The 22,941-nt window shown below is 69.8% G+C and carries 21 protein-coding genes; 7 read left to right on the forward strand and 14 right to left on the reverse strand.

Features of this window, described 5'->3' with window-relative positions:
- Positions 1-6: 6 nt before the first annotated feature.
- From IE302_RS02025 to IE302_RS02035, 3 genes are read right to left on the reverse strand one after another with little or no spacing between them, the layout of a single operon-like run.
- Positions 7-1,641 carry an amidohydrolase gene (locus tag IE302_RS02025; RefSeq protein WP_191251146.1) on the reverse strand — a complete coding sequence of 545 codons (1,635 nt, stop codon included), beginning with the start codon at positions 1,639-1,641 and terminating at the stop codon, positions 7-9.
- Between the two features lie 3 nt (positions 1,642-1,644).
- On the reverse strand, positions 1,645-2,436 hold the full coding sequence (locus IE302_RS02030) for a molybdenum cofactor biosynthesis F family protein (RefSeq protein ID WP_191251148.1): 792 nt from the start codon (positions 2,434-2,436) through the stop codon (positions 1,645-1,647).
- A 10-nt stretch (positions 2,437-2,446) separates the two neighbouring features.
- Complete coding sequence (locus tag IE302_RS02035) at positions 2,447-4,312, reverse strand: primary-amine oxidase (RefSeq protein ID WP_191251150.1); 1,866 nt, start codon at positions 4,310-4,312, stop codon at positions 2,447-2,449.
- 122 nt (positions 4,313-4,434) lie between these two features.
- Between IE302_RS02035 and IE302_RS02040 the strand changes: the two genes are divergently transcribed.
- Entirely contained in the window at positions 4,435-5,154 is a 720-nt protein-coding gene (locus IE302_RS02040; protein ID WP_191251151.1) for an SDR family NAD(P)-dependent oxidoreductase, read from the forward strand.
- Positions 5,155-5,168: 14 nt separating this feature from the next.
- On the forward strand, positions 5,169-5,966 hold the full coding sequence (locus tag IE302_RS02045; RefSeq protein ID WP_191251153.1) for an SDR family NAD(P)-dependent oxidoreductase: 798 nt from the start codon (positions 5,169-5,171) through the stop codon (positions 5,964-5,966).
- A 61-nt stretch (positions 5,967-6,027) separates the two neighbouring features.
- Here IE302_RS02045 and IE302_RS02050 read toward each other — a convergent pair whose 3' ends face one another.
- The 9 genes from IE302_RS02050 to IE302_RS02090 all read right to left on the reverse strand — a co-directional run bounded on the left by IE302_RS02050 (position 6,028) and on the right by IE302_RS02090 (position 14,430).
- A complete protein-coding gene (locus IE302_RS02050) occupies positions 6,028-6,723 on the reverse strand; it encodes an ABC transporter ATP-binding protein (RefSeq protein WP_191251155.1) in 696 nt (231 codons plus the stop codon).
- The gene (locus IE302_RS02055; protein ID WP_191251157.1) at positions 6,720-8,435 is read right to left on the reverse strand and encodes a branched-chain amino acid ABC transporter ATP-binding protein/permease; all 1,716 of its coding nucleotides are present in this window, start codon (positions 8,433-8,435) and stop codon (positions 6,720-6,722) included. Before IE302_RS02055 ends, IE302_RS02050 begins: the two co-directional genes overlap by 4 nt.
- Positions 8,422-9,282, reverse strand: a complete 861-nt coding sequence (locus IE302_RS02060; protein ID WP_191251159.1) for an ABC transporter permease subunit — start codon at positions 9,280-9,282, stop codon at positions 8,422-8,424. Before IE302_RS02060 ends, IE302_RS02055 begins: the two co-directional genes overlap by 14 nt.
- 12 nt (positions 9,283-9,294) lie before the next feature.
- Positions 9,295-10,473, reverse strand: coding sequence for an ABC transporter substrate-binding protein (locus IE302_RS02065; RefSeq protein ID WP_191251161.1), 1,179 nt, complete (start codon positions 10,471-10,473; stop codon positions 9,295-9,297).
- Positions 10,470-10,862: a nuclear transport factor 2 family protein gene (locus IE302_RS02070; protein ID WP_191251163.1), complete on the reverse strand. Its 393-nt coding sequence runs from the start codon at positions 10,860-10,862 to the stop codon at positions 10,470-10,472. Before IE302_RS02070 ends, IE302_RS02065 begins: the two co-directional genes overlap by 4 nt.
- A 47-nt stretch (positions 10,863-10,909) precedes the next feature.
- Positions 10,910-11,677, reverse strand: a complete 768-nt coding sequence (locus tag IE302_RS02075) for a MoaF C-terminal domain-containing protein (protein WP_191251165.1) — start codon at positions 11,675-11,677, stop codon at positions 10,910-10,912.
- Between the two features lie 40 nt (positions 11,678-11,717).
- Entirely contained in the window at positions 11,718-12,716 is a 999-nt protein-coding gene (locus tag IE302_RS02080; protein ID WP_191251167.1) for an AraC-like ligand-binding domain-containing protein, read from the reverse strand.
- A gap of 72 nt (positions 12,717-12,788) precedes the next feature.
- Positions 12,789-13,274 carry a hypothetical protein gene (locus tag IE302_RS02085; protein ID WP_191251169.1) on the reverse strand — a complete coding sequence of 162 codons (486 nt, stop codon included), beginning with the start codon at positions 13,272-13,274 and terminating at the stop codon, positions 12,789-12,791.
- A gap of 10 nt (positions 13,275-13,284) precedes the next feature.
- Positions 13,285-14,430, reverse strand: coding sequence for a glycoside hydrolase family 113 protein (locus IE302_RS02090; RefSeq protein WP_191251171.1), 1,146 nt, complete (start codon positions 14,428-14,430; stop codon positions 13,285-13,287).
- A 39-nt stretch (positions 14,431-14,469) separates the two neighbouring features.
- On the opposite strand from IE302_RS02090, the gene IE302_RS02095 reads away from it, so the two are divergent.
- Complete coding sequence (locus IE302_RS02095) at positions 14,470-15,114, forward strand: TetR/AcrR family transcriptional regulator (RefSeq protein WP_191251173.1); 645 nt, start codon at positions 14,470-14,472, stop codon at positions 15,112-15,114.
- Here the strand turns inward: IE302_RS02095 and IE302_RS02100 are convergent.
- On the reverse strand, positions 15,042-16,016 hold the full coding sequence (locus IE302_RS02100) for an LLM class flavin-dependent oxidoreductase (protein ID WP_191251175.1): 975 nt from the start codon (positions 16,014-16,016) through the stop codon (positions 15,042-15,044). The genes IE302_RS02095 and IE302_RS02100 overlap by 73 nt on opposite strands.
- Before the next feature lie 309 nt (positions 16,017-16,325).
- A complete protein-coding gene (locus IE302_RS02105) occupies positions 16,326-17,660 on the reverse strand; it encodes a cytochrome P450 (protein WP_191251176.1) in 1,335 nt (444 codons plus the stop codon).
- Positions 17,661-17,788: 128 nt separating this feature from the next.
- On the opposite strand from IE302_RS02105, the gene IE302_RS02110 reads away from it, so the two are divergent.
- From IE302_RS02110 to IE302_RS02125, 4 genes are all read left to right on the forward strand, one after another.
- Positions 17,789-19,069 carry a hemolysin family protein gene (locus IE302_RS02110; RefSeq protein ID WP_191251178.1) on the forward strand — a complete coding sequence of 427 codons (1,281 nt, stop codon included), beginning with the start codon at positions 17,789-17,791 and terminating at the stop codon, positions 19,067-19,069.
- A 64-nt stretch (positions 19,070-19,133) separates the two neighbouring features.
- Positions 19,134-20,813 carry a dihydroxy-acid dehydratase gene (ilvD, locus tag IE302_RS02115; RefSeq protein ID WP_191251180.1) on the forward strand — a complete coding sequence of 560 codons (1,680 nt, stop codon included), beginning with the start codon at positions 19,134-19,136 and terminating at the stop codon, positions 20,811-20,813.
- A 50-nt stretch (positions 20,814-20,863) separates the two neighbouring features.
- Positions 20,864-21,616, forward strand: coding sequence for an NPP1 family protein (locus IE302_RS02120; RefSeq protein WP_191251182.1), 753 nt, complete (start codon positions 20,864-20,866; stop codon positions 21,614-21,616).
- 176 nt (positions 21,617-21,792) lie between these two features.
- Positions 21,793-22,941, forward strand: a complete 1,149-nt coding sequence (locus IE302_RS02125) for a PucR family transcriptional regulator (protein WP_191251184.1) — start codon at positions 21,793-21,795, stop codon at positions 22,939-22,941.

Genomic DNA, 22,941 nt, shown 5'->3' on the forward strand with positions numbered 1-22,941 from the left:
AGGAGATCAGTCGCACAGATACACGCGGTGCCCGGCGAACCACGTTTGCGTCACCTTTGTCTTGACGAGTGCCGACGGATCGGTTTTGAACGGATCGCGGTCCAGGACGACGAAATCGGCCGACTTCCCCGGGGCGAGCGAGCCCGTGACGTCGCCCAGTCCCATCGCGCGGGCGGCGGCGAGGGTGAAGACCTCGACGGCCTCGGCCAGGGTGATCGCCTGCTCCGGCCACAGCGCCCCGGGGAACGTGCCTGTCGGGTCCTGGCGGGTGACGAGGCCGTGAATGCCCTCCCACGCGTTCGGGGACTCGCTGACCGGCCAGTCCGAACCGCCCGCGACCAGCGCGCCCTCGTCCAGCAGCGACCGGTTCGGCTGCATCCGCCCGGCCCGCTCACCGGGCAGCACCTCGGCGATGGCCGCCGGGATGACCCCGGGGACCCACAGGAACGGTGAGATGTCCGCGGCGACCCCCAGTGAGGCGAAGCGCGGGAGGTCATCGGGGTGGACGAACTGGCCGTGCGCGACCTGGAACCGCGCTTCGGCGAACCCCTCGGCGCGGATCTTCTCGACCGCGTCCAGCGTGGCGCGCACCGACGCGTCCCCGGTGCAGTGCACCTTGGCCGAGAGCCCCGCCTCGGCCGCGATCCGCAGCCAGCCCGTGAGCTCGTCGCCCGGCATGGTGGTGGCGCCGTGGTGACAGGCACCGTGCGCGGCGTCCGGCAGGTACGGCTCCAGGAAGGCGGCGGTGCGGGTCGGCGGGACGCCGTCGAGGAAGATCTTCACGAAGTCGGGCCGGTGGTGCTCGCTGCGGTACTGCCCGGCGACCTCCAGCAACGGCGCGCCGATCGGGTCGAAACCGAAGATCGGGTCGTTGATCAGCAGCGACGACACGACCCACGCGTGCAGTTCGCCCGAGTCGTCGAGCGTCTTCAGCGCGCCCAGGATGTCCGCGGAGACGCCGGCGTCCTGGAACGCGGTGACCCCGTACGAATGCAGCGTGCCGATACCGTGCCGCGACGCCGCCACATGCTGCTCGGCGGTGAGCGTCCGTGTCTCGCTGAGCGCCCGCTCGACGGCGACACCCGCCGCTTCGAGCAGGACGCCGACGGGCTCGCCGGTCGAAGGATCGCGGACGATCTCGCCGCCCGCCGGATCGGGTGTCGACGCGGTGACGCCGGCCAGCTCCAGGGCACGGCTGCTCACCCAGCGGTTGTGCCTGCTGTCGTCCGACAGCATGACCGGCCGCCCGCCGGCGGCCTCGTCGAGCGCGTGCCGGGCCGAGGTCGTCGAGAGGGTGCTGACCAGGGTGGACGCCCAGGCGCCGCCGACCACCCATTCGTCCGGCTCGAGTGCCGCGGCCTGCGAACGGACCGCCGCGAGGATGTCGTCAAGACCCGCGTCGAGGCCGAAGGTGAGCTCGAACAGGGCCGCGCGCCCGGCGAGGGCGTGGTGGTTGTGCACGTCGACCAGGCCGGGCATGACGAACGCGCCGCCGAGGTCGACGACCTCGGTGTTCGGGCCGCGTTCGATGTCCTCCAGGGAAAGCACCCGGCCGTCTTTGACCGCCAGCGACGACGCCCAGGGCCGGGCACCGTCCACTGTGTACACCGTGGCGTTGGTGAGGATGAGGTCGGCGGTCAAGGCTCAGCTCCCGGCGGGGTCGTACGCCTCGGGGTGCACGGTGGTGCTCAGCAGCTTGCCGTGCGCGCCGAAGGTGAAGTGGGTCGGAGTGCTCCCGGAGGCGTCCAGTCCGAAAAGGACACCGTGCGAGCGCAGCCGTTTCGCGTCACGGTGATCGGCGACGGTCACCGAGGCGCACGGGATCACCTTCTCCCGCCAGGCGAAGACGTAGATGCCCGGCCGCAGTTCGTAGACCGAGTTCTCGTCGGTGTCCGCGAGTCCCCTCTCCGGTCCGGCCAGGCACTGCCAGGTGTACCAGTGCGGGCTGAGGTACACGTGCTCATAGGCGTGCTCCGTGCTGTATACCCACAGAACGCGGCGCCCGACCAGCGACGTGGTCGGCGCGAGCGACTCCCCGCTGGGCTCGATGCCGCCGATCGTGGCGGCGAGGAAGGTCTGCGTGACCCGCGGCGATGTTTCACCGATCTTGCTCAGTACGAGCAGCGCGCGGCCGCGGCGCAGGTCGAGCAGGAGGGTGAACGCCTCTTCCTGCCGTGCCTGCGGATGGAACTGGACGTAGTACAGGTCGTCGTCGACCAGGAACGTCTCGCAGCGGTCGGTGCCGGTGCCGTGGTAGGTCCATTCGATCCGGGTACCGGAGAAACCCGCGGTGAACGTGGTGCCGTCTTCGCAGGCGAGCTCGAAGGCGCGGCCGTGCAGGTCGCCGACGGTGGGGGCCTTGTTCGCGTCGAAACCGGGGGCGAGGCCGTCCAGTGGCAGCCAGGTGGACGTGTCGGACAGGGTCAGTTCGGGCATCGCAGGAGTCCTAGTGATCGTGGGCGGAACAGTGATCGTCGGCAGCGCCCGAAGGCAGGTCGAGGGCCGGGTTTCGGTCCAGGAACCCATAGGGGCGCAGGGAAAAACCGGAGTAGTCGACCGGCATGACCGGCCAGTCCTCCGGGCGCGGGATGTGAGTCGGGCCGAACACGTGCCACAGCACGAGATCGGTGTCGGTGAGGTCCCGGTCGGCGGCGGTCCAGGCTGGCAGGCCCGCGCCGCCCGGGTGGGCGTTCGGCCGTTCGCCTGCCGGGTAGCGTTCGCCGGCGCGGTACGGCGTCGCCCACAGGTGCCGGGTGGCGAACGTCGCCCGCTGGTGGACGGTCGATTCCGGCTGCGCCATCAACGTCGCGGACGGCCGGGGGACGAGCTGGTACGCCGTGGGCCTGCCGAGCCGGTTGGTCCGCTCCGCGCTGCGGATCTCCCAGACCCGCGCCTTGGCCGGGTCCGCGTGCCGCCGGGCCTCCAGCTCGGTCCGCAGCGGGGTTTCCTTCCAGGTGAAAGCGTTCCCGTACGGGTTCCGCTCACCCATCGGCACCCGTTCGACGTCGACCTCGACGAGCGAGTTGCGTTCGCCGTCGATCGCCACGTCGAGCCGGGCGCAGAACAGGTGCTGGTGCACCGGTGCGAACAGGCCGGGCGCGATCTCGTTGGCGTGCGGGTGTTCCGTGCCTGAAGGCGCGGCACCGGCGAACACGATGCCGGTGGCCTTCGCCTCCAGCTCCACGGTGCCATCGAGGTAGAGATACCAGAAGAACCCGTAGTCGTAGTTGCCGATGGTGGAGATCGACGAGATCACCAGCCGCCGCGACCGGCGGACCTCTGCGCGGCCGTCGAGATCCGTGTGCTTCCACAGGATCCCGTAGTCCTCCTCGTGCATGCAGATCGCGCGCGGGATCTCGACCGGGTGGCCGTGGTCGTCGGCGACGTACGCGGGGAAGTAGTGGATGACGCCGAGGCAGTCACACCCCAGCCGCAGGTCGTTGCCGTTCTTGCCGAGCAGGTACTCACCCGCGTCGAAGTAGCTGATCCAGAACCGGCCGGGCGCGGTGTCCCCGTACGGCACCACCATCTCCGGTACCGACGCACGGTGCAGCACCGACCGGTCCTGGAAGCTGATCTGGTGCAGCGTCAGACCTTCGCGGGCGTTGAAGCCGACGCGGAGTTTCCAGCCTTCCCAGGTGACCTCGTTGCCGTCGACGAGGAAACTCGGCCCCTCGGGCTGGGTGATCTCGATCGGCTTGAGGGTGGTGCGTGCCGGGACGTCGCCGTAGCGGCCGTGCTCCGGCGGGACGGGCACGTCGCCCTCGTCCTCGACCCTGATGACCCGCTGTTCGGTCAGGTCGATGTGCACGATCAGGCCCTCGACCGGATGCGCCCACGGGCTGTCGGACTCGTCGTCGCGCAGGAACGTCAGCGAGCGGATGACGCGGCCGGTCTCGTCGGGCCTGCCGAAGAACCCGGGTGCCAGGGGAGCGCAGAAGGCGTGCTCGATCCGGTCGGCCAGCCCACGCCGTTCCATCGCGGCCCGCCAGTCCGGCGAGGCCTTGGTGATCGACGCGGCGAGGTCGTATTCCTCGAACAGGTACGCGGGCTGGCCTTCGCCGCAGTCCTCGGAGGAGACCACTTCGCGTTTCGCCAGCGAAACGACCACGTCGCGAGCTTGCCCGGTCGCGGTGTCCAGGAGCGTGTACTGGACACGGCGATCAGGGGCGGCGTCGCCCTTGTCCGGCTCCACCGGCAGGACCGCCGGGAACCGCGTGGTCGCGGTCAACTGGCCCTCGTCGGCCAGGATCGCCCGGCCTGCGGTGAGTTCGTCGGCGGTCAACGGGTCGAGCGGATGCGGCCTGGTCATGCTTCGCAGTCTTGCCGGTCGGTCCTTTCCTGGAAAGACCACGCGGCCGTCATGCGGCTGTCGACAAGAAGGATGCACGGATGGCCAACCGCCGCGAAAGGTCCGGACCGCAGGATGACGCCATGGGACTGGAGCTTGCGGGCAAGGCCGTGCTGGTGACCGGCGCGGCGTCCGGTATCGGCCTTGCCTGCGTCCAGGCGTTCCTGGCGGAGGGCGCGCGGGTCGGCGCCCTCGACCGGGCACCCGTGCCGATTCTCGCGGACGGTCTCCTGGCGGTCCACGCCGACGTGACCGACGAGCCGTCGATGGCCGCCGCGGTCGACGCCGTGGCGAGCCGGTTCGGCGGGCTCGACGTCGTGGTCGGCTGCGCCGGGATCTCCGGTCCGGTGGGGACACCGGCCATCGAAACCTCGGCCGACGACTTCGCCGCGCTGATGGCGGTCAACGTCACCGGCCAGTTCCTGCTGGTCAAGCACACCGCGCCCTGGCTCACCGCGTCGAACGGCTCGGTCGTGCTGCTGGCCAGCGACTCGGCGTTCACCAGCGCGCCCGGCATGGTGCCCTACTGCGCTTCGAAGGGCGCCGTGGTCGCGATGACCAGGGCGCTCGCGGTCGATCTGCCCGGCGTCCGGGTGAACTGCGTGTGCCCGTCGGTGGTCGACACCCCGATGGCGCGCGGTGATCTGGGCGAGGTGCTCGACGATCCCGCGTTCCCGGTGCAGGCTCCTGAAGAAGTCGCCTGGCAGGTGCTCCATCTCGCGTCCGCGCGTTCGCGGGCGGTCAACGGCCAGGCCGTGCTCGCCGATTTCGGCGTCTCGGCCCGCTCTGGTTTTCCCGCTTAGAAAGGACTCCGCAAGTGAAGAAGGTTGTCGCGATCACGGGTGGCGGTACCGGTATCGGTGCCGCGGTCGCCCGCCGGTACGCCGACGAGGGCGCCCAGGTGGTGGTGCTCGGGCGACGGCTCGAACCGCTGGAGAAGGTGGCCGCCGAAACCGGCGCGCACGTCATCGCGTGCGACGCCAGCGATCGCGAAGCCGCCGAAAGCGCGGCGGCGGAGATCGTCGGCAAGTTCGGCCGGATCGACGTCGTGGTGGCCAACGCCGGCGGGCACGGTCTCTCGTCGGTGACCGACACTGGCGACGAGGAATGGGAACTGGCCCTGCGGTCGAACCTGTCCAGCGCCTTCGTGTTCTGCCGGGCGACGCTGCCCACGCTCGTCGAAACCGGCGGTCAGGTGGTCATCGTGTCGTCGCTGGCCGGGTTGTTCGCCGGGCCGAACGTCGCCGGGTACACCGTCGCCAAGCACGCGCTGATCGGGCTGACGCGCTCGATCGCCCGCGACTACGGGCCGAAGGGCGTCCGCGCGAACGCGGTCTGCCCCGGCTGGGTGCGCACCCCGATGGCGGACGGCGAGATGGACCAGTTCGCCGAGGCCGCGGGCTTCGACGGTGGTCACGACGAGGGCTACCGTCGCGTCACCGCCGAGGTCCCGCTGCGCCGTCCCGCCGAGCCGGAGGAGATCGCGTCGATCGTGCGGTTCCTGGGCTCTTCGGAGTCGTCGTACATCACCGGCGCGGTGATCGTGGCGGACGGCGGCGCGCACGCCGTCGACCTGCCGACCCTGGCCTTCGAACGCGCGGGCATGGGTTCTTAGCCATAGCGCGTGAAGGCCCCCTTCCCTCGGCTCAGCCGAGGGAAGGGGGCCTTCACGCGCTTCAGGACTCGCCGAGGTAGGCCGCGTGCAGGGTGCCGGGGGAGTCCAGCAGTTCCTGCGCGGAACCCGCATAGGTGACGCGCCCCGAAGAGACCACCAGCGCATTGCTCGCCACCCCGAGGGCGAGGTGCGTGAACTGCTCGACCAGCAGGATCGCCGCCCCCTCCTCGGCGAACCGGGTCACCATCGGCAGCAGCCGGGTGAACACCACGGGCGCGAGGCCCAGCGACATCTCGTCGATCAGCAGGAACGACGGCCGCGCGGCGAAGGCGCGGGCCAGCACCACCATCTGCTGCTCGCCACCGCTGAGCAGCGCGGCCGGCGAGTCACGACGTTTCTCCAGCTCCGGGAACAGTTCGAACAGTTCGTCGGCCCGCGTGCGGGTGCGCGCGGTGAGCATCAGGTTCTCCAGCACCGTCAGCCCGCCGAACACGGCCCGCCCCTGCTCGATATGCGCCAGACCCCGCCGGGCGCGGGAGACCCTCGACTGCTTCGTGATCTCGTCCGGTCCGATGTGGACGGTCCCCGACGCGGCGGGCACCACGCCGGAGACGGCCTCCAGCAGACTGGTCTTCCCGGCGCCGTTGGGCCCGACGAGCGCGGTGATCCGCCCCGGTTCCAGGGTGAGGTCGACGTCCCGGATCACCGGCCCGGCACCGCGGGTGACCGTCAGCCCCGCTATCCGCAACGCGTTCACAGCATCTCCGTTTCACCCATGTACGCCTTGAGCACGGCCGGATCCGCGAGCACCTCGGCCTGCGGACCGGAGGCCAGCACACGGCCGAAGTCGAGGACGGTGATCGTGTCGCAGACCGAACGCACCAGGTCGAGGTCGTGCTCGATGAGCAGCACCGACACCCCGAACCGCGCGGGAACCTGCCGCAGCCGTTCCCCGAACGCGACGTGCTCTTCGTGCGGGAGCCCGGCGGCCGGCTCGTCGAGGAGCAGAACCCGCGGCCGCGCCAGCAGATGCCCTACGACCTCGACCAGCCTGCGCGCGCCGACGTCCACTTGCGACAGCGGGGTGCGGGCGGCGGGACAGCCGAAGAAGTCCAGGGCCTCGCCGATCTCGTCGGCGGTGAGCCGTCGGCGAGCGAGGAACTTCAGGTACGCCCCGACAGTCAGTCCCGGCGGGACGCGGTCCTGCTGGAACGTCCGGCGCAGCCCGGCGCGGGCCCGGGTCGACGGCGACCCGGTCAGGGGCTTTCCGCCGAGTTCCACCGCGCCCTCGGCGTTCGGCAGGAAGCCGCTGATCGCGTCGACCAGCGTCGACTTGCCCGCGCCGTTGGGCCCGATGACGCCGAGCACCCCGTGCTCCGGGACCGCGATGTCCACTGAGGACAGTGCGGCCACGTGCCCGAAGTTCACGCTCAGCCCGCGCACGGTGAGCACCGGCGGACCGGGCGCCTTGGGCTCGATTTCCGCGGTCCCGGCGGCGAGGTCGAGTTTCGCCGGTTCCTTCTTCGACCGCCGATACCACACCTGCCGCACCGTGGTGCCCAGGTTCCCGCCGCCGGCCAGCGCCTGGACGCCGAGGACACCGAACACCACGAAACCCCAGTCCTGCGGGATTCCCCAGCGCTTGAGCAGTTCCGGCACCCCGACCCACAGCACCGCGCCGAACACGGCCATGTCGATCAGATGCGCGCCCGACATGATCGCCAGCACGTACAGCGCCAGCGACTGGATCGCGGTGAAACTGGCCGGGAACGCGAGCCCGACCTGCCCGGTGAGCAGACCGCCGCTGATCCCGCCGAGGGTGGCGCTCACCGCGAACGCGGTCAGCTTCGACGTCCGCACGCTCGTGCCCGCGGCCGCCGTCCCGCGTTCGGAGAACGCCACCGCCTGCCACGCGCTGCCCCAGCGGCCCCGGCGCAGGAAGTACACGGCCAGGCAGCACAGCACCAGCACCACGACGGCGAGCTGGAAATAGCTCCGGTCGTCGGAGAAGGCGTCCGGCCGTTCGACCGAGATCCCGCCGGAGACACCGGGGAACTGGAGCTGGACCAGCGCCAGGTCGGCCGCGGCGGCGAGCCCCAGCGTGACGACGGCGAGGTTGATCCCGCGCAGCCGCAACGCCGGGAGACCGACGAGCACGCCGACCACCCCGGCGGCGAGACCGCCGAGGACGAGCCAGGTGAGGAACCCGCCCGGCGCCTGCGCCTCGTTCAGCGCGGACACCACCCAGGCGCCGACGGCACCGAACGTCAGCTGGCACAGGGAGATCATCCCCGCGCTGCCGGTGACCACGCCCAGCCCGAGCAGCGAGATCCCGGCGACGACGGCGCTCATGCCCAGGTAGACGAAGTACCCGTCGAGCCCGACGCTCAGGCCGTAGCCCACCGCGATCGCCACGATGGCGACCACGAACGGGATCCCGGTGCGTATCCCGCGTTCAGCGAGCCGCATCCCACACCTCCTTGCGCTGCGACCAGAGCAGCAGCGCGACGATCACGACGAACGGCAGGAAGTACCGCACCACCGAAAGGCCGTCGACCTGGGCGGCCGCGCCCTGGATCAGGCCGAGGCCCAGCCCGCCGCCGACCGCGAGGTCCAGCCGGCGGAAACCGCCGAGCAGGGCCGCCGCGGCCGCCGGGACGACCAGCATCGCCAGCGACGTCGCGTCGTTGGACTGCGACGGCGCGACGATCGAGATGACCAGCGTGCTGACCACCCCGGTGACCGCCCAGACCGCCACGCTGAGCCGTTTCGCCGGGATGCCCAGCAGTTCCGCCGTCGTCGGGCGTTCGGACAGCGCCCTGAGCTGGACCCCCGCCGGGGTCCGGCTCAGCACCAGCCTGCTGGCGACCGCCACGAGGACCGCCAGCGCCACGGTGACCACGGTGACCTGGCTGATCACCACGCCGCCGACGGTGACCGCCGGGCCGTCGAGGATCGGATGGAACGGCTGCGGTTTGTTGCCGAACAGGATGAACGACAACGAGATCAGCAGGAGCAGCACCGCGACGGTGACCGCCGAGCGGGTGCCGGTGTCCGCCTCGGCGAGCCAGGTGGACACGATCCAGCCGAGCAGCGCGCTGAGCAGCCCGCCGAGCAGGATCCCCGCGACGGTGGCGAGCCACATCGGCAGGCCCAGGTCGACGGCCAGGAACACCGCCACGTAGCAGCCGAACATCCCGGTGGCCGACTGGGCGAAGTTCACCACCCGCACCAACCGCGACATCAGTGTCAGGCACACCGCCAATACCGCGTACAGTCCGCCGGCGGCCAGGCCTGCCAGCGCTCCCTGCAGCATCGAATCCTCCTGTTACTTCTTGGGAATCCGCAGCCAGTCGTTCGCCGCGAGCTCCCACTTGTTGGTGCCGGAGGCGAGCTTGATCGGCCAGCCCGCGGTGTTGTCGTGGTGCGTCTGGCCCGGCCCGAAGACGTACGGCGTACCGACCATCGGATCCGTGATCGGCTGCATCTCGCGCAGCGCCTTGGTCACCGACTCGCGGGTGACGTCACCCTTGATCCCCTTGACGACGTCGAGGAAGTACTTCGCCGCCAGGTAACCGCCCTGGCTGAACGAGGTCAGCGGGATGTTGTTCTTGGTCATCAGGTCGTGCCAGTCCTTGTTCTGCGGGCTGGCCGTGTCGGTGAACGGGTAGAACTCGGCGGGCACGTACACCCCGGCGCCGGCGTTGGTGATGGCCTTGGCGTAGTTCTCGCTGTAGACGCTGGTCAGCAGCAGCCAGGTGACGTCGTTCCAGCCCTGCGCCGCGGCGGCCTTGAGCTGGCCGATGGAATCCGGCTCGACCGGGTTCACCGTGATCGCCTTGCACCCGGCGTTGCGGGCCTTGACGATGTAGGAGGTGTAGTCGGAACCGCCGTAGGGCACGGTGGAGTCGAGGTACTTGAGCTTCTTGCCGGTGATGGCCGACCACTCGTCGATGGCCGCCTGGTACGACGGCAGCGTGTTGCCCGCGATCTCCAGCAGCGCGCAGATGTCGTTCAGCTTCAGCGTTTCCGAGCCGTAGAGCAGGGTCAGCGTCATGTCGTGGTAGGGACCGACGTTGGCCGGGGCGATGTTGGGGCTGGAGAAGCACGCCGGGTCGACGCCGATGCCCTGGATGGACAGGATCTTCTGCTGCTCGTAGTACTTGTTGTTGATCTCGCACTCGATGAGGCTGGAGGAACCGACCAGCGCCACCGCCTCGTCGCGCCCGACGACCTCACGGGCCGCGGCCGCCGCGGCGGCCGGGTCGCCCTTGTCGTCGAGGGCCTTGTACTGGATCTGTCTTCCGTTCACGCCGCCGCTCGCGTTGGCCGCGTCGAAGACCGCCTTGGCCGCCTGGGAAGCCTCGGGGAAAGTGGCGGCGCCGCTCAGCGCGTTGACCGAGCCGACCACGATCGGCCCGCCGGCCCCGCTGTCGGCACCCGCACAGCCCGCCGTCGCGAGCAGGACGGCGGCGGAGAGGGCGACCAGGCGCCGCGCGGGCTTCACCGGTTCTCCATGGCCGCGACGACGGGCACCGAGTCGACGATCTGCTCGAACGAGACGACCTTGCCGCCTTCGAACTTCCACACGTGCGCGACGCGGGCGGTGAACGAGCGCCCGGTCTCGCGGTGCTTGGCCTGGTAGGTGCCGAGACCGATCACCGCGTCACCGGCGTCGAGGAGATCTCCGAGAGTGAAGGTGTAGCCGTCCCAGTCCTTCGCGATCGCGCCGAAGACGTTGTCCCGGACCTCCTCCGGACCCGTGTAGGTGCCGGCGTAAGGGAAACCGGCCGCCTCCGTCCACGTGGTCTCGGGACCGAGCGGGGCCAGCATGCCCGCCAGATCGCCCCGGTCGCTCGCGGCATAGTGCGCGGCGATGATGTCTAGATTGGACATTCGAGCTCCCTGCTGTCTTTGGTGAACCGCGGCTGCGCTTGTGGGGGTCAGACCGGTTGAGCGTCGGGGTAGGAGACCGAGCCGAGCGGGTAGATGTGCCCGCCCGCGCGGGAATGTTCCGACCGGCCGTCGCCGGTCAGGCCGAGGAAGACGCCGGTGGTCTTCAGCGCGTAGCCGAGGTCGTGCAGCCACACGCTCGCCACGGCGATGCGGAATTCGCGGAAGCAGAACAGGTAGAGCCCGTCCTGGAACTTCCACACCGTCGACAGGTCCATGTCCCCGTGGCCGCGCTGCACGCCTTCGAGGCATTGCCAGGCATAGCGCTGCGAAGACACGTACACGTGCTCGTAAAGGTGTTCCGGGCTGTAGCGGTAGACGTTGCGCTTGCCGATCAGGTCGCGCGACGGCCCCGGTACCTCACCGGCCGGCGTGCCCGCGTCGGTGGTGCCGGCCCAGAACGTCTGGGAGACACGGGGAACGCCCTCGACGTCCTCGGCGCCGATGACCGAACGGACGGCGAGCGCACGATGTGTCGTCGTGGAGAAGACGACGGTGAGCGCTTCACCTTCCACGCTGGTAAGGGGGAGATTGACGAAGAAAACGTCTTCCCGGACGGCGACCGCGTCGTACGGATCCTTGATGCCGTTGCAGGTGACGGTTTCCGCGTCCTCGAACCGCAGCGCGAGCGTCGTCCCGTCGTCGAGGGTGACGGTGAGCTCGCGTCCCGACAGGTCCGCGTTGGGCAGGCGGTAGGTGGCTATTCCGGCGGCGAACTCGTCATAAGTACGCCACTGTTCCTCGGGTGCATCGGACATGCGGTCATCGTTCAGGCGACCGCCCGGGAAGGGCCAGCCGTCACGCGCTGGGCGGCAACAACCGGTCGCTCACGGTCAAGCCGCGGCGCAGTTCGCTCGGCGAGCAACCGAATTCCGTCTTGAACACGCGGCTGAAATGCGGCGCGTCGACGAAACCCCACTTCGCCGCGATGGCCGCGACGGGCCGTGAAGCGTGCACAGGGTCGAGTAGTTCACGGCGGCAGTGCTCCAGGCGCCGGGTGCGGATCCAGCTCGAGACGGTCGTGCCTTGTTCGTGGAAGAGGCCGTGCAGATGCCGGGTGGAGATGTAGTGCTCGGCGGCGATCTGCGCCGGGCCGAGGTCGGTGGAGGAGAGGTTCGTGTCGATGAAGGCGAGGACCCGGCGCATCAGCTCGTGGTGTGGCCCGGCCGTCGCGCGCGCGAGATCGAGCTCGCTGGCGAACAGCGTGGCGAGCAGGTCGACCGCCGTATGCGCGAGCCGGACGCCCGCCGGCCCGCCGAGCTGGTCGAGGTTGCTGCCGAGCTGCGCGAGGAAGGGCACCACCACGTTGCCCATGCCGCGCTTGCCCGACATCGGGACGGCGGTCAGCTGGCCGACCAGGTCGCGGGGGAGATCGATGAGCCGCTGCGGGAACATCACCACCAGCGTGCGGAAATCCTCTTCGAACGCGAGGGAATACGGACGGTGCGTGTCGTACAACGCCACGTCACCGGGGCGCAGCATCGCTTCGCGGTTGTCCTGGATCAGCAGCCCGGTCCCGGACAGGATCAGGCTCAGTTTGTAATAGTGCCTGTCCGCCCTGGCGATGAGCTCGGGCGTCCGCTCGACGACGTGCGCCGAGGCGGTCACCTCGGTCAGCTGGACGTCGTCGGCGCCGCACGAGCGGATGCGGCCGCGGAAGTGGTCCCGGTGTTCGCTCGTCACGTGCAGTGGCACGAAGGAGTGCGACACCACCGTGCGGAAATCCGTGAAATCTCGCGCGACCGTGGTGGTGGTCGGGTCGGCGGTGGCGGTGGTCACGAGGTCACCTCGCAGCATCGGGGGGTGAATTTCATATACGATAAGCGATACGATGCTGCCGGGCAATGATCGCGACCAGGTCGTGTCCGGTCAGTCGGCGAGGCGGAAGAGGAGGGTCCGAGGGTCCACGTCGACGGGTACCACCGTGCCCGTTTCGTAGCGGCCGACGTCCTCGCTGAGCACTCGCGCGCTGAACGGTGTCATGCCCGGACCGGTGACGACGAGGTCGACGTCGTCCGCCGGGGTGCTCACCTCGCCGACCCAGATCCGTGTGCTGGAAACGACTTCCGCCTTCGCCCGGACACCGGTCCGGTCGAGTGCGCGGTGGGTCTCGCGGGCCCGGGCTTTCTGCCACAGGTGAGAGGCGACGACACCCGCTCCGCCGATCGTGAACACCACACCCATGGCGACGACGACCAGGCGGTCGTCGTCGCCGGGCTCGAAGTGGGTGCTGATCCAGAGCAGGGCTGGGCCGATCAGGACCAGTACGGTCATGAAGAAGCCCATCAGGCATCCGATCATGGTGAAGGCGGGCAGCTCCGGGGCTTCCTTGCCCTGGCGCTCCGGAGTCTTCACGAGGGCGACGTTACTGACCGGTTTCCGTGGCCGGTCCGGTAAAAATGCCCGCTTGTCCGCGGTTGTGCCGGGCCAGCGCCACGAAAGATCGCTTGGGCTCGAACCGGTACGGTGACTCTTCGTCGTGGTGCCGTCGGCGCAGGGTTTTCACCAATCCGTACGACGCCATGTCGTAGTCGTACTCCGGCCGGGTCGGATGATGCGGCAGGCCCGGCGCGATGAACGTGTACACGTGCGCGCCTTCGATCCCCGCCGCGCCGAACACGCGCAGCAGGCGCGCGAGGTGATCGGCCTGTTCGCGCTCGTCCCGCACAGGGCCGGGCTTGACCCGCGGTGGCTCCTGGCCGTAGTCGACGATGTCCCAGCCCATCCCGCCCGCCTGAGCGGCGCCGGTGTAGGTGCACGCGCCGAATTCCAGCACCACCACGGGCTTGTTCCACCGCCGGTACTGGGCGAGGTCCTTTGTGTACTCCGCGTCGGTGGCGAAGTACGGGTAATAGTCGATTCCGACGATGTCGAAGAGATTCCAGTCGACCTGCTCCGCGCCGCCGATCGAGGCGTAGGTGATCCGGCCGCGGAAGTTCCGGCGCGCGACGTCGGCCGCCCGCGCGAGGAAATCGGCCAGCCGTTCCATGATCTTCGGCCATTCCTCCGGCGGGATCTCGCCGATGTTCGCGATCCGCTCCTGGAAGGTCGCGCCCGGCACGATGCCCGGGGTGAAGAGAAGGTGCTCGCAACCGGCGACGAACTTGACGTCGTCACCGTGGCGCAGCCGTTCGGCCTGGCGGGCGGATTCGGCCAGATGTGCGAGGACCTCGTCCTGCGGGTGGTCGTAGAGCCTGGGCTGGACGTACACCTCCATTCCGCGCTTCAATGCGGCGGTCGTCGTTTCGGCGAGCCTGCCGATCTCGGTGCCGAACGCGGTGATGGAGGGACAGCGAAGGACTTCGGCGATCACACGGAGCTCCTGCTCCAGCTGCCGGCGGCTCCAGCGCACCCGGCTCAGCGGATCGCCCGCCGCGTGCAGGACCCCGGTGTCGTAGGCGACCCCTCCCCGGAGCCGCGGTCTGCCGGCCGCCTCGGCCATACCTCCGCCGAGACCCGCGACCGCCACCGCTCCCGCGACGGATTTCAAGAACGTCTTGCGAGTGATCATGACTTCCCCCGTGCTAGTCGCTCAACTAGGCTACTGTTCATGCAACCAGAAAATGAGTCGAGCGACCAGGGGAGGCGTTCGTTCATCGAAGAGGCCCGGCGCGGGCAGATCGTCTCGGCGGCCATCGAGACCATCGCCGAGATCGGCTACGCGAAGGCGTCCTTCGTGCAGATCGCGCGGCGGGCGGGGGTCAGCCCGGGACTGATCACGTACCACTTCGCCAAACGCGAAGAGCTGATGAAGCAGGTCATGCAGACGGTGCACGCGTCGATGGACAAGGCGCTGAGCGAGCGGGCCGAGGGGGCCGAGAGTCACGCCGCCGCGGTGCGTTCCCTGATCGAGGGCTTCGTGTTCTATTTCGCGGAGCGGCCGAAGGAGATCATCGCCATCGGTCAGATCGCTTCGGCGTCAAGGGATGCCGAGGCCGCGCGGAGCTGGTTCGAGCGGCAGAGCGCGAAGACGCTGGCCGAAATGGAGGACATGTTCCGCGAGGGACAGCGGCTCGGGGAGCTCCGGGAGTTCTCCCCGCGAGTGATGGCCGTGTCGGTCATCGCCGCGATGGAGGCGGCCCCGGCTGAACTGCTGGCGAGGCCCGACACCGATGTGGCCGCCTACGCGCGAGAGCTGGCCGACCTGTTCGAGCACGCCATGAGCCCGCCGGCGAGCGAGGCGAGGAGTTCGTAGGAGCGGCGGCGGTCGGCGTGATGGTAAAGCGGCGTCGTCACCATGATTTCGGCGGCGCCGGTCCGGTCGAGGATCGTTTGCAGTTTCGCCGTGAGGGTCTCCGTGCTTCCGGTGAGGACGGCGTCGGATCGTTTCGCGATTTCCGCGCGATCATCGGCGGTGTAAGGAAAGTCCGCCGCTTCCTCGGGGCTGGGCAGCTGGATGCGGTTCCCTCGGATCCGGCTGAGCACCTTCAGCCGCGTCGAGCCCGCGAGCCACTCGGCGCGTTCGTCGTCCTCGGCGGCGATGACGGACACGGAGACCAGGTCGCCCTTGATCGGCGCTTCGGGGGACAGGTGATGCGCGAAGGCGTACTTGATGCCACGTTCGGCGGCGAGCGCCGCGCTTTCGGGGGAGCGGCCCAGTAGCCAGAGTTCCGGCACATTGCCGCCGAGGATGGGGATCGCCTTGACTTCGGCGTCTTCCCGGGGGTTCAGGTAATCCCGGAGTTCGTCGAGCTGAGCGCCGAAGTCTTTCGTCCTTTGTGGACTCAAGGCGGCGGAGGCGGCCTTCGAGCCGCCCGGCGCGCGTCCGATGCCGAGGTCGATCCGGTCCGGATGCAGAGCGGAGAGGGTCCCGAACTGCTCCGCGACCACGAGCGGCGCGTGATTCGGCAGCAGTACCCCGCCCGCGCCGACCCGCAGGCGTCGCGTGGCGTTCGCGAGGTGGGAGATGAGGACGGCGGGCGCCGAACTGGCGACGCCGCGCATGCCGTGGTGCTCGGGGACCCAGTAGCGGTGGTAGCCGAGGTCTTCCGCGAGGCGTGCGAGGTCGACGGTGTTGAGCAGCGCCTGGCGCGGGGTCGAGCCCTGGACGATGGGGGAGGTGTCCAGGACCGAAAGCTTCGGTGCTACGGAAGACATTCGGCCACCTCTCGTGAGAGGTAAGGCTGGTTCTCTTGGCAGGCAAGGCACAGGTGTCGTGCTCGCTCGCCGGTGGGCAGGCGTCGGATGTTGTGAAAGCCACTTTCGCAACCTTCAACGTTGCGAAAGTGGCTTTCACAACGCCGCCGACCCGCCAGGCCGCGCCGAGCGCCACACCGGGGACACTCACCGTCTCGAGCGTGGCGCTCGCGACATACTGACCTGACGTCACGCAGGACCGCCGATCCGCGCCACGAAAACGCCACGTTCGTCTTACCCCTCAATAGAACAGTCCTTACCACTCACGAGTCAGGTGAGCGCGGCGGGAAGCGTTTCGAAACCGCGCAGGATCCGGGTCTGCCGCCGCCGCGCGCCGTCGAGCAGACGCAGCTCGGGGAACCGCTCGAAGATCGACCGCAGCCCGATCTCGCCTTCCATCCGGGCCAGCGAAGCGCCGAGGCAGTAATGCCGCCCGGCGCCGAACGACACGTGGTCCCGCGCGTTCTCCCGCTCGACGTCGAAAGCGGAAGGGGCGTCGAAGATCTCCGGATCCCGGTTCGCGCCGGCGAGCACCGTGCTGACGATCGAACCGCGGCCGATGTGCTTCCCGCCGATCTCGGTGTCGCGTGCGCACAGCCTGCCGGTGAGCAGGACCGGCGGGTCGTAGCGGAGGATCTCGTCGGCCGCGTTGCTCCACAGCTCCGGATTCCCGCGCAGTTTCGCGAGCTGGTCCGGATGCCGGGTGAGCAGGGCGATGCCGTTGCCGAGCAGGTTGACGGTCGTTTCGAAGCCGGCCGCCAGCACCAGTCCCGCGGTGGCCTTGAGTTCCCGCTCGGTCAGGCCGACGCCGTCCTCGCGGGCGGCGATCAGCTTGCTGAGCAGGTTGTCACCGGGATTCGCCCGCAGCTTCTCCAAGTGCACGATGAGCCAGGAGTCGAACTCGGCCAGGGTGGCTTCCACCGTGCGGAAGGTCCGCCACGGCAGTCCGAGGTCGAGACTCGGGGCCGCGGCACCCCCCAGTGCGAGCACCTTGTCGCGTTCCTCGGGCGGGACGCCAAGGATCTGGCTGATCACGGTGACCGGCAGGAGTCCGCAGTACTGCTCGATGAGGTCGACGGGGTTCGCCGGATCGAGGCTGTCGAGCAGTTCGTCGGCGATCGCCTGCGTGCGCTGCCGCAGTTGCTCGACGGCGCGGGCGGTGAAGACGCGCGTGACCAGCTTCCGGTAGCGCGTGTGGTCGGGTGGTTCGCTGGCCAGCAGCGAGGGCGGCTGGATCGGGTGGATCAGCCCGGACTCGGACCAGGCGACGAGCCGGTTGAGCACCGCGTTCTCCGGGACGAACCGCACGGTCTTGAACGCGTCGCTGGTGAGGATCTCCTTGCAGGCCGAATGCCGCGTGGTCACGTGCCCGACCCGGGTGGTGGCGACGGCGCCGTGCGCGCGGATCTCGTCGAACAACCCGGTCAGGTCCGCGCCGCCGCTCGCCTCGACGGACAGCCTGCCCTGGAGGTCGCCCCTGCGGGCCGCGGCCCGCAGGGCGACCCGGGGGATCGCGTGGCCGATGCTCCAGCGGGCGACCGGTTTGGCGATCTCCTCCGCTCGGCGCAGGAAGGTCCGTGCGGGAGCGGGCTTGAGTGCGAACATCAGGACTCCGTCCGTGCGGCTTCCCTCGAAGGTATCGGAACTACCCGTCAGTAGCCAACGTCCGCGACATCTGCGGCTTCGCGTTCCCCTAGGTACTGTTCTGACTTCGGGCAAGCCGGGGAGTGCTTGTGGGCGGCTACGGATTCGACATCGCGCTGGTCGCGGTGCTGGTGGTGCTCAACGCGGTGTTCGCGGGCAGCGAGATGGCGCTGATCTCGTTGCGTGAAGGGCAGCTGCGGGCATTGGAACGGGACGGCCGGGCGTCCGCCCGGACGCTGGTGCGGCTGGCGCGCGACCCGAATCGCTTCCTGGCGACGATCCAGATCGGGATCACGCTCGCCGGGTTCCTCGCTTCGGCGACGGCGGCCGTGTCCCTCGCGCAACCGTTGGTGCCGCTGCTGGGCTTCCTCGGCAACGCCGCCGGAGCGGTGGCCGTCGCGCTGGTGACCATGGTCCTCACGTTCCTGACCCTGGTTCTCGGGGAACTGGCGCCGAAGCGGCTGGCGATGCAGAACGCGCTGCGGTGGGCGCTGCTCGTGGCACGTCCGCTGAACCTGTTGTCGGCGATCTCCAGGCCCGTGGTGTGGGCGCTGAGCGCGTCGACGAACTTCGTCGTGCGGGCACTGGGCGGACGGGCCGAAGCCGATCCGGACCAGATGTCGCCTGAGGAACTCCGGGAACTGGTCTCGGCACAACGTGGCCTGAACGCCGAGCAGCGCATGATCATCAACGGCGCCTTGGAGATCCACGAACGACGGCTGCGGGAAGTGCTCGTCCCGCGCCGCGCGGTGCTGACGCTCGCGGCCGAGCAGGACATCGGGTCGGCGCGACGGCAGCTGGCCGAGTCCGGCTTCTCCCGGGCGCCGGTCGCTCGCGGCGGGCATCTGGACGACGTCGTCGGCGTCGTGCACCTGCGTGATCTGCTCGGCGACCACGAAGACCTCGCCGAGGTCGTCCGGCCGGCGGTGGTGTACCCCGATTCACTGCGGGTCTCGGACGCGCTGCGGAGTTTCAAGGCCGAGCGGGAGCAGATGGCGCTGGTGGTCGACGAACACGGCGCCGTCGCGGGCATGGTCACGCTGGAGGATCTGCTGGAGGAGATCGTCGGCGAGATCTACGACGAGACCGACCGCGACGTGCTGGCCGTCCGCGACGGCACCGACGGTTCCCTGGTGCTGCCCGGCACCTTCCCGGTGCACGACCTCGTCGACGTCGGGGTGGAGCTGCGGGACGCGCCGCCGGGGGAGTACGCGACCATCGCGGGATTGATCCTCGTGATCCTCGGCCGGATCCCGGAAAAGCCCGGCGACCGGGTGGTGGTCTCGGGCTGGACGGCCGAAGTGCTCGGCGTCGAGCACCATGCGATCACGCGCGTGGCGCTGCGCCGTGGTTCGAAACCGGAGCGATGAAGTTGCGCCGGGCGCGCCGGGTTGGCAGCGTGCCCGGTGTCCCACCACGAAGAAAGGTGCTCCGATGCCGCAGGACCAGCCGGATTTGAAACCTCGTTCACGTGACGTGACCGACGGCCTGGAGCGCGCGGCGGCCCGCGGGATGCTCCGCGCGGTCGGGATGGGCGACGACGACTTCGCCAAACCACAGATCGGGGTGGCGTCGTCGTGGAACGAGATCACCCCGTGCAACCTGTCGCTCGACCGGCTGGCCAAGGCGGTCAAGAACGGGGTGCACGCGGGCGGCGGCTACCCGCTCGAGTTCGGCACGATCTCGGTGTCCGACGGCATTTCCATGGGGCACGAGGGCATGCACTTCTCGCTGGTCTCGCGGGAGGTGATCGCCGACTCGGTCGAGACGGTGATGATGGCCGAGCGGCTGGACGGCTCCGTGCTGCTGGCCGGCTGTGACAAGTCGCTGCCGGGCATGCTGATGGCCGCGGCCCGGCTCGATCTCGCGTCCGTTTTCCTTTACGCGGGCTCGATCATGCCCGGTCAGGTCGACGGCCAGGACGTCACGATCATCGACGCCTTCGAAGCCGTCGGCGCCTGCCTGGCGGGCAAGATCACCCGCGCCGAGGTCGACAAGATCGAGCGCGCGATCTGCCCCGGCGAAGGCGCCTGCGGCGGTATGTACACCGCCAACACGATGGCGTCGGTGGCCGAAGCGCTCGGCATGTCACTGCCCGGCTCGGCCGCCCCGCCCGCCGTCGACCGGCGCCGCGACGGGTTCGCCCACCGATCGGGGGAAGCCGTCGTCGGCATGCTCCGTCAGGGCATCACCGCGCGGCAGATCATGACCATGGAGGCGTTCGAGAACGCGATCGCGGTCGTGATGGCGCTGGGCGGTTCGACCAACGCCGTCCTCCACCTGCTCGCGATCGCGCGCGAGGCGGAGGTCGATCTGCGCATCGACGACTTCAACCGCATCGGCGACAAGGTCCCGCACCTCGGCGACCTGAAGCCGTTCGGGAAGTACGTGATGAACGACGTCGACAAGGTCGGCGGCATCCCCGTGGTGATGAAGGCGCTGCTCGACGCCGGGCTCATGCACGGCGACGTGCTCACCGTGACCGGGAAGACCATGGCCGAGAACCTCGAAGGCATCGCGCCGGCGGGAGTCGACGGCGAGATCATCCGGCCGCTCGACCGCCCGATCCACAAGACCGGCGGGCTGACCATCCTCAAAGGATCGCTGGCGCCGGAAGGCGCGGTCGTGAAGTCGGCGGGCTTCGACGAATCGACCTTCACCGGCACCGCGCGGGTGTTCGACGGCGAACGCGCCGCCCTCGACGCGCTCGCCGAGGGCCGGATCGTCGCCGGGGACGTCGTCGTCATCCGGTACGAGGGTCCGAAGGGCGGGCCGGGGATGCGCGAGATGCTCGCCATCACCGGCGCGATTAAGGGCGCCGGACTCGGGAAGGACGTTCTGCTGATCACCGACGGCCGGTTCAGCGGCGGCACGACCGGACTCTGCGTCGGCCACATCGCGCCGGAAGCCGTCGACGCCGGGCCGATCGCGTTCGTGCGCGACGGGGACCCGATCACGCTCGACGTCGCGAACCGGACCCTCGAAGTCGAGATCGACGACATCGAGGCGCGCCGGGAGGGCTGGGCTCCCAAGCCTCCGGCGTACACGCGCGGTGTCCTCGGCAAGTACGCCAAGGTCGTCCGGAGCGCTGCACACGGTGCCGTCTGCGAGTAAGCCGACCAACGAAGGTTCCGTGTTGAATCAAGCCGTGAATAAATAACCGCATGCGACGGTTCAGCACGGTCTTCCTCGGCACGCTCACCGCCCTGATACTCGCGACAGGAACAGCCTCGGCGGCCCCGCCGCAGGCACTGGACTGGTCCGCGCCCTGGCCCGACCGGACCTACGAACCCGCCTTCGACTACGACGGCGACGGTTGTTACCCGACCCCGGCCATCGGCCGTGACGGCACCCTCGCGCCCGGGCTCGCGCTGGGTGGTGACGTCAACGGCCAGTGCCGGGATCTGTCCGATCTGGACAACACCAACGCCTACTCGCGGGTGAAGTGCAACAACGGCTGGTGCGCTTACCTGTACGCGCTCTACTTCGAGAAGGATCAGGCCGCGCTGGGCCCGGGGAGCGCCGGTCACCGGCACGACTGGGAGCACGTCGTCGTCTGGGTCGAGGGCGAGTGGGGGAGGTACGTGTCGACGTCGGCGCACGGCAAGTACACGACCCGCCAGCGCGACCAGGTCCCGTGGGACGAGACGGGCAAGCACCCCAAGGTGATCTACCACAAGGACGGGATCGGCACGCACTGCTTCCGGCACGCGAACTTCGGCGAGGAGCCGGAGAACCACAAGAAGCAGTGGCAGTACCCGACGCTGGTCGGCTGGGACGGCTACCCGCCGGGGCTGCGCGACAAGCTGACCGGGCACGACTTCGGCAGCGCCCAGCTGGGGATCCGGGACTCGTCGTTCAACGGCGAACTCGCCAAGGCGAAACCGGCGGGGATCCCGTTCGACCCGAACGCCTGACGCCGCCTCACTGAACGCCGTGGGCTGAAGGGGCCCTTCGGCCCGCGGAGGTGGCCGCCACGAACGGGTGATGCGTACGCGGGATAGAGGCGAGTACGTAATTCACCCGATGTGCCCGCTACCGCGGAGTAGCAGACTCGGCGCCCCGACGATTCCCGCTGCTCCGGAGGTCGACGATGACCGCGTCCCACGCCCCAGCCCGCCCTGCCCCGGCACCTTCGGCCCCGGGGCGCTCCGCCGCGCTCGTGATCGCCCGCGTGGTCGTCGACGGCATCCGGCACTCGCTGCCCGAGCACGCGCCGATGTTCGACGCGCGGGCCGTCGAGTTCGTCGCGCTGGTGCTGGAGCACGACGGGATGAACTCGGCGCCGGGGATCGCCACGGGTGCGGACGCCTTCCGGCAGGTCGGTGTCGCCGAGTACGCCGCGGGCAAGGAGCTGGCCCGGCTCTCCCGGGCCTACCACTCGGCGGGCCGCGGCGCCCTGCCCGTGCTGGCGTCGCTGTCACGGCAGCCCGGGGCCGGATCGGCCCTGATGGACACCGGGGTGGAGGCCCTGCTCCGCTGCGCCGACGTGCTGATCCGGTTGTCCACCGCCGCCTACCGCGCCGCGCACACGCCGTCGATGGCCGAGGTACGCCGGGACCTGCTGAGGGAGATCCTGAGCGGCCGCCCGCCCGTGAAATGGGCGGGACTCGCGGCCGAAGCGGGCTGGGTGCCGCCCGCGCGGGTGGTCGCCGTCGCCGCCGAGCCCGGCGCGGTCCGCGCCTCGTTCGGCCCGGAGGTGCTCGCGGATCTCAGCGGCGAGTATCCGCACCTCCTCGTGCCCGACGACGTCGAGATCGGCACGGTCCTGGCAGGGGCGCGGGCGGCGGTCGGGCCGGCGGTCGCGCCCGCCGACGCGGCGTCGTCGCTGCGGTGGGCCCGGCGGACGCTGGAACTGGTCCGGCGCGAGGTGATCGAGGACGGCCCCCTCGTGCGCTGGTCGGACCACCTGACCACGCACTGGCTGTTCGCCGACGAAGTGCTCACCACCGCGCTCGTCAGGCGCAGCCTGGCGCCGATCGCCGATCTGCCGTCGAACGAGCGCACCAAACTCGCCGAGACCCTCGAAGCGATGCTCGCCGCCCGCGGCGGGGCGCCCGAGATCGCGAACAACCTGGGCGTCCACCCGCAGACGGTCCGCAACCGCCTGCGCCGTCTCCGGGTCCTGTTCGGGTCGCGGCTCGACGATCCGCAGGAGCGGCTGGACCTGCGGATCGCCCTGCGCGCGGACCTGCTCACCCCCGAGCAGGCGGGGCCCGCCACCCCGATCAGGGCGGCGTGA

Origin of the sequence: Amycolatopsis oliviviridis (genome assembly GCF_014654365.1) — a bacterium.
In the GTDB taxonomy this organism is placed as follows: Bacteria; Actinomycetota; Actinomycetes; order Mycobacteriales; family Pseudonocardiaceae; genus Amycolatopsis; species Amycolatopsis oliviviridis.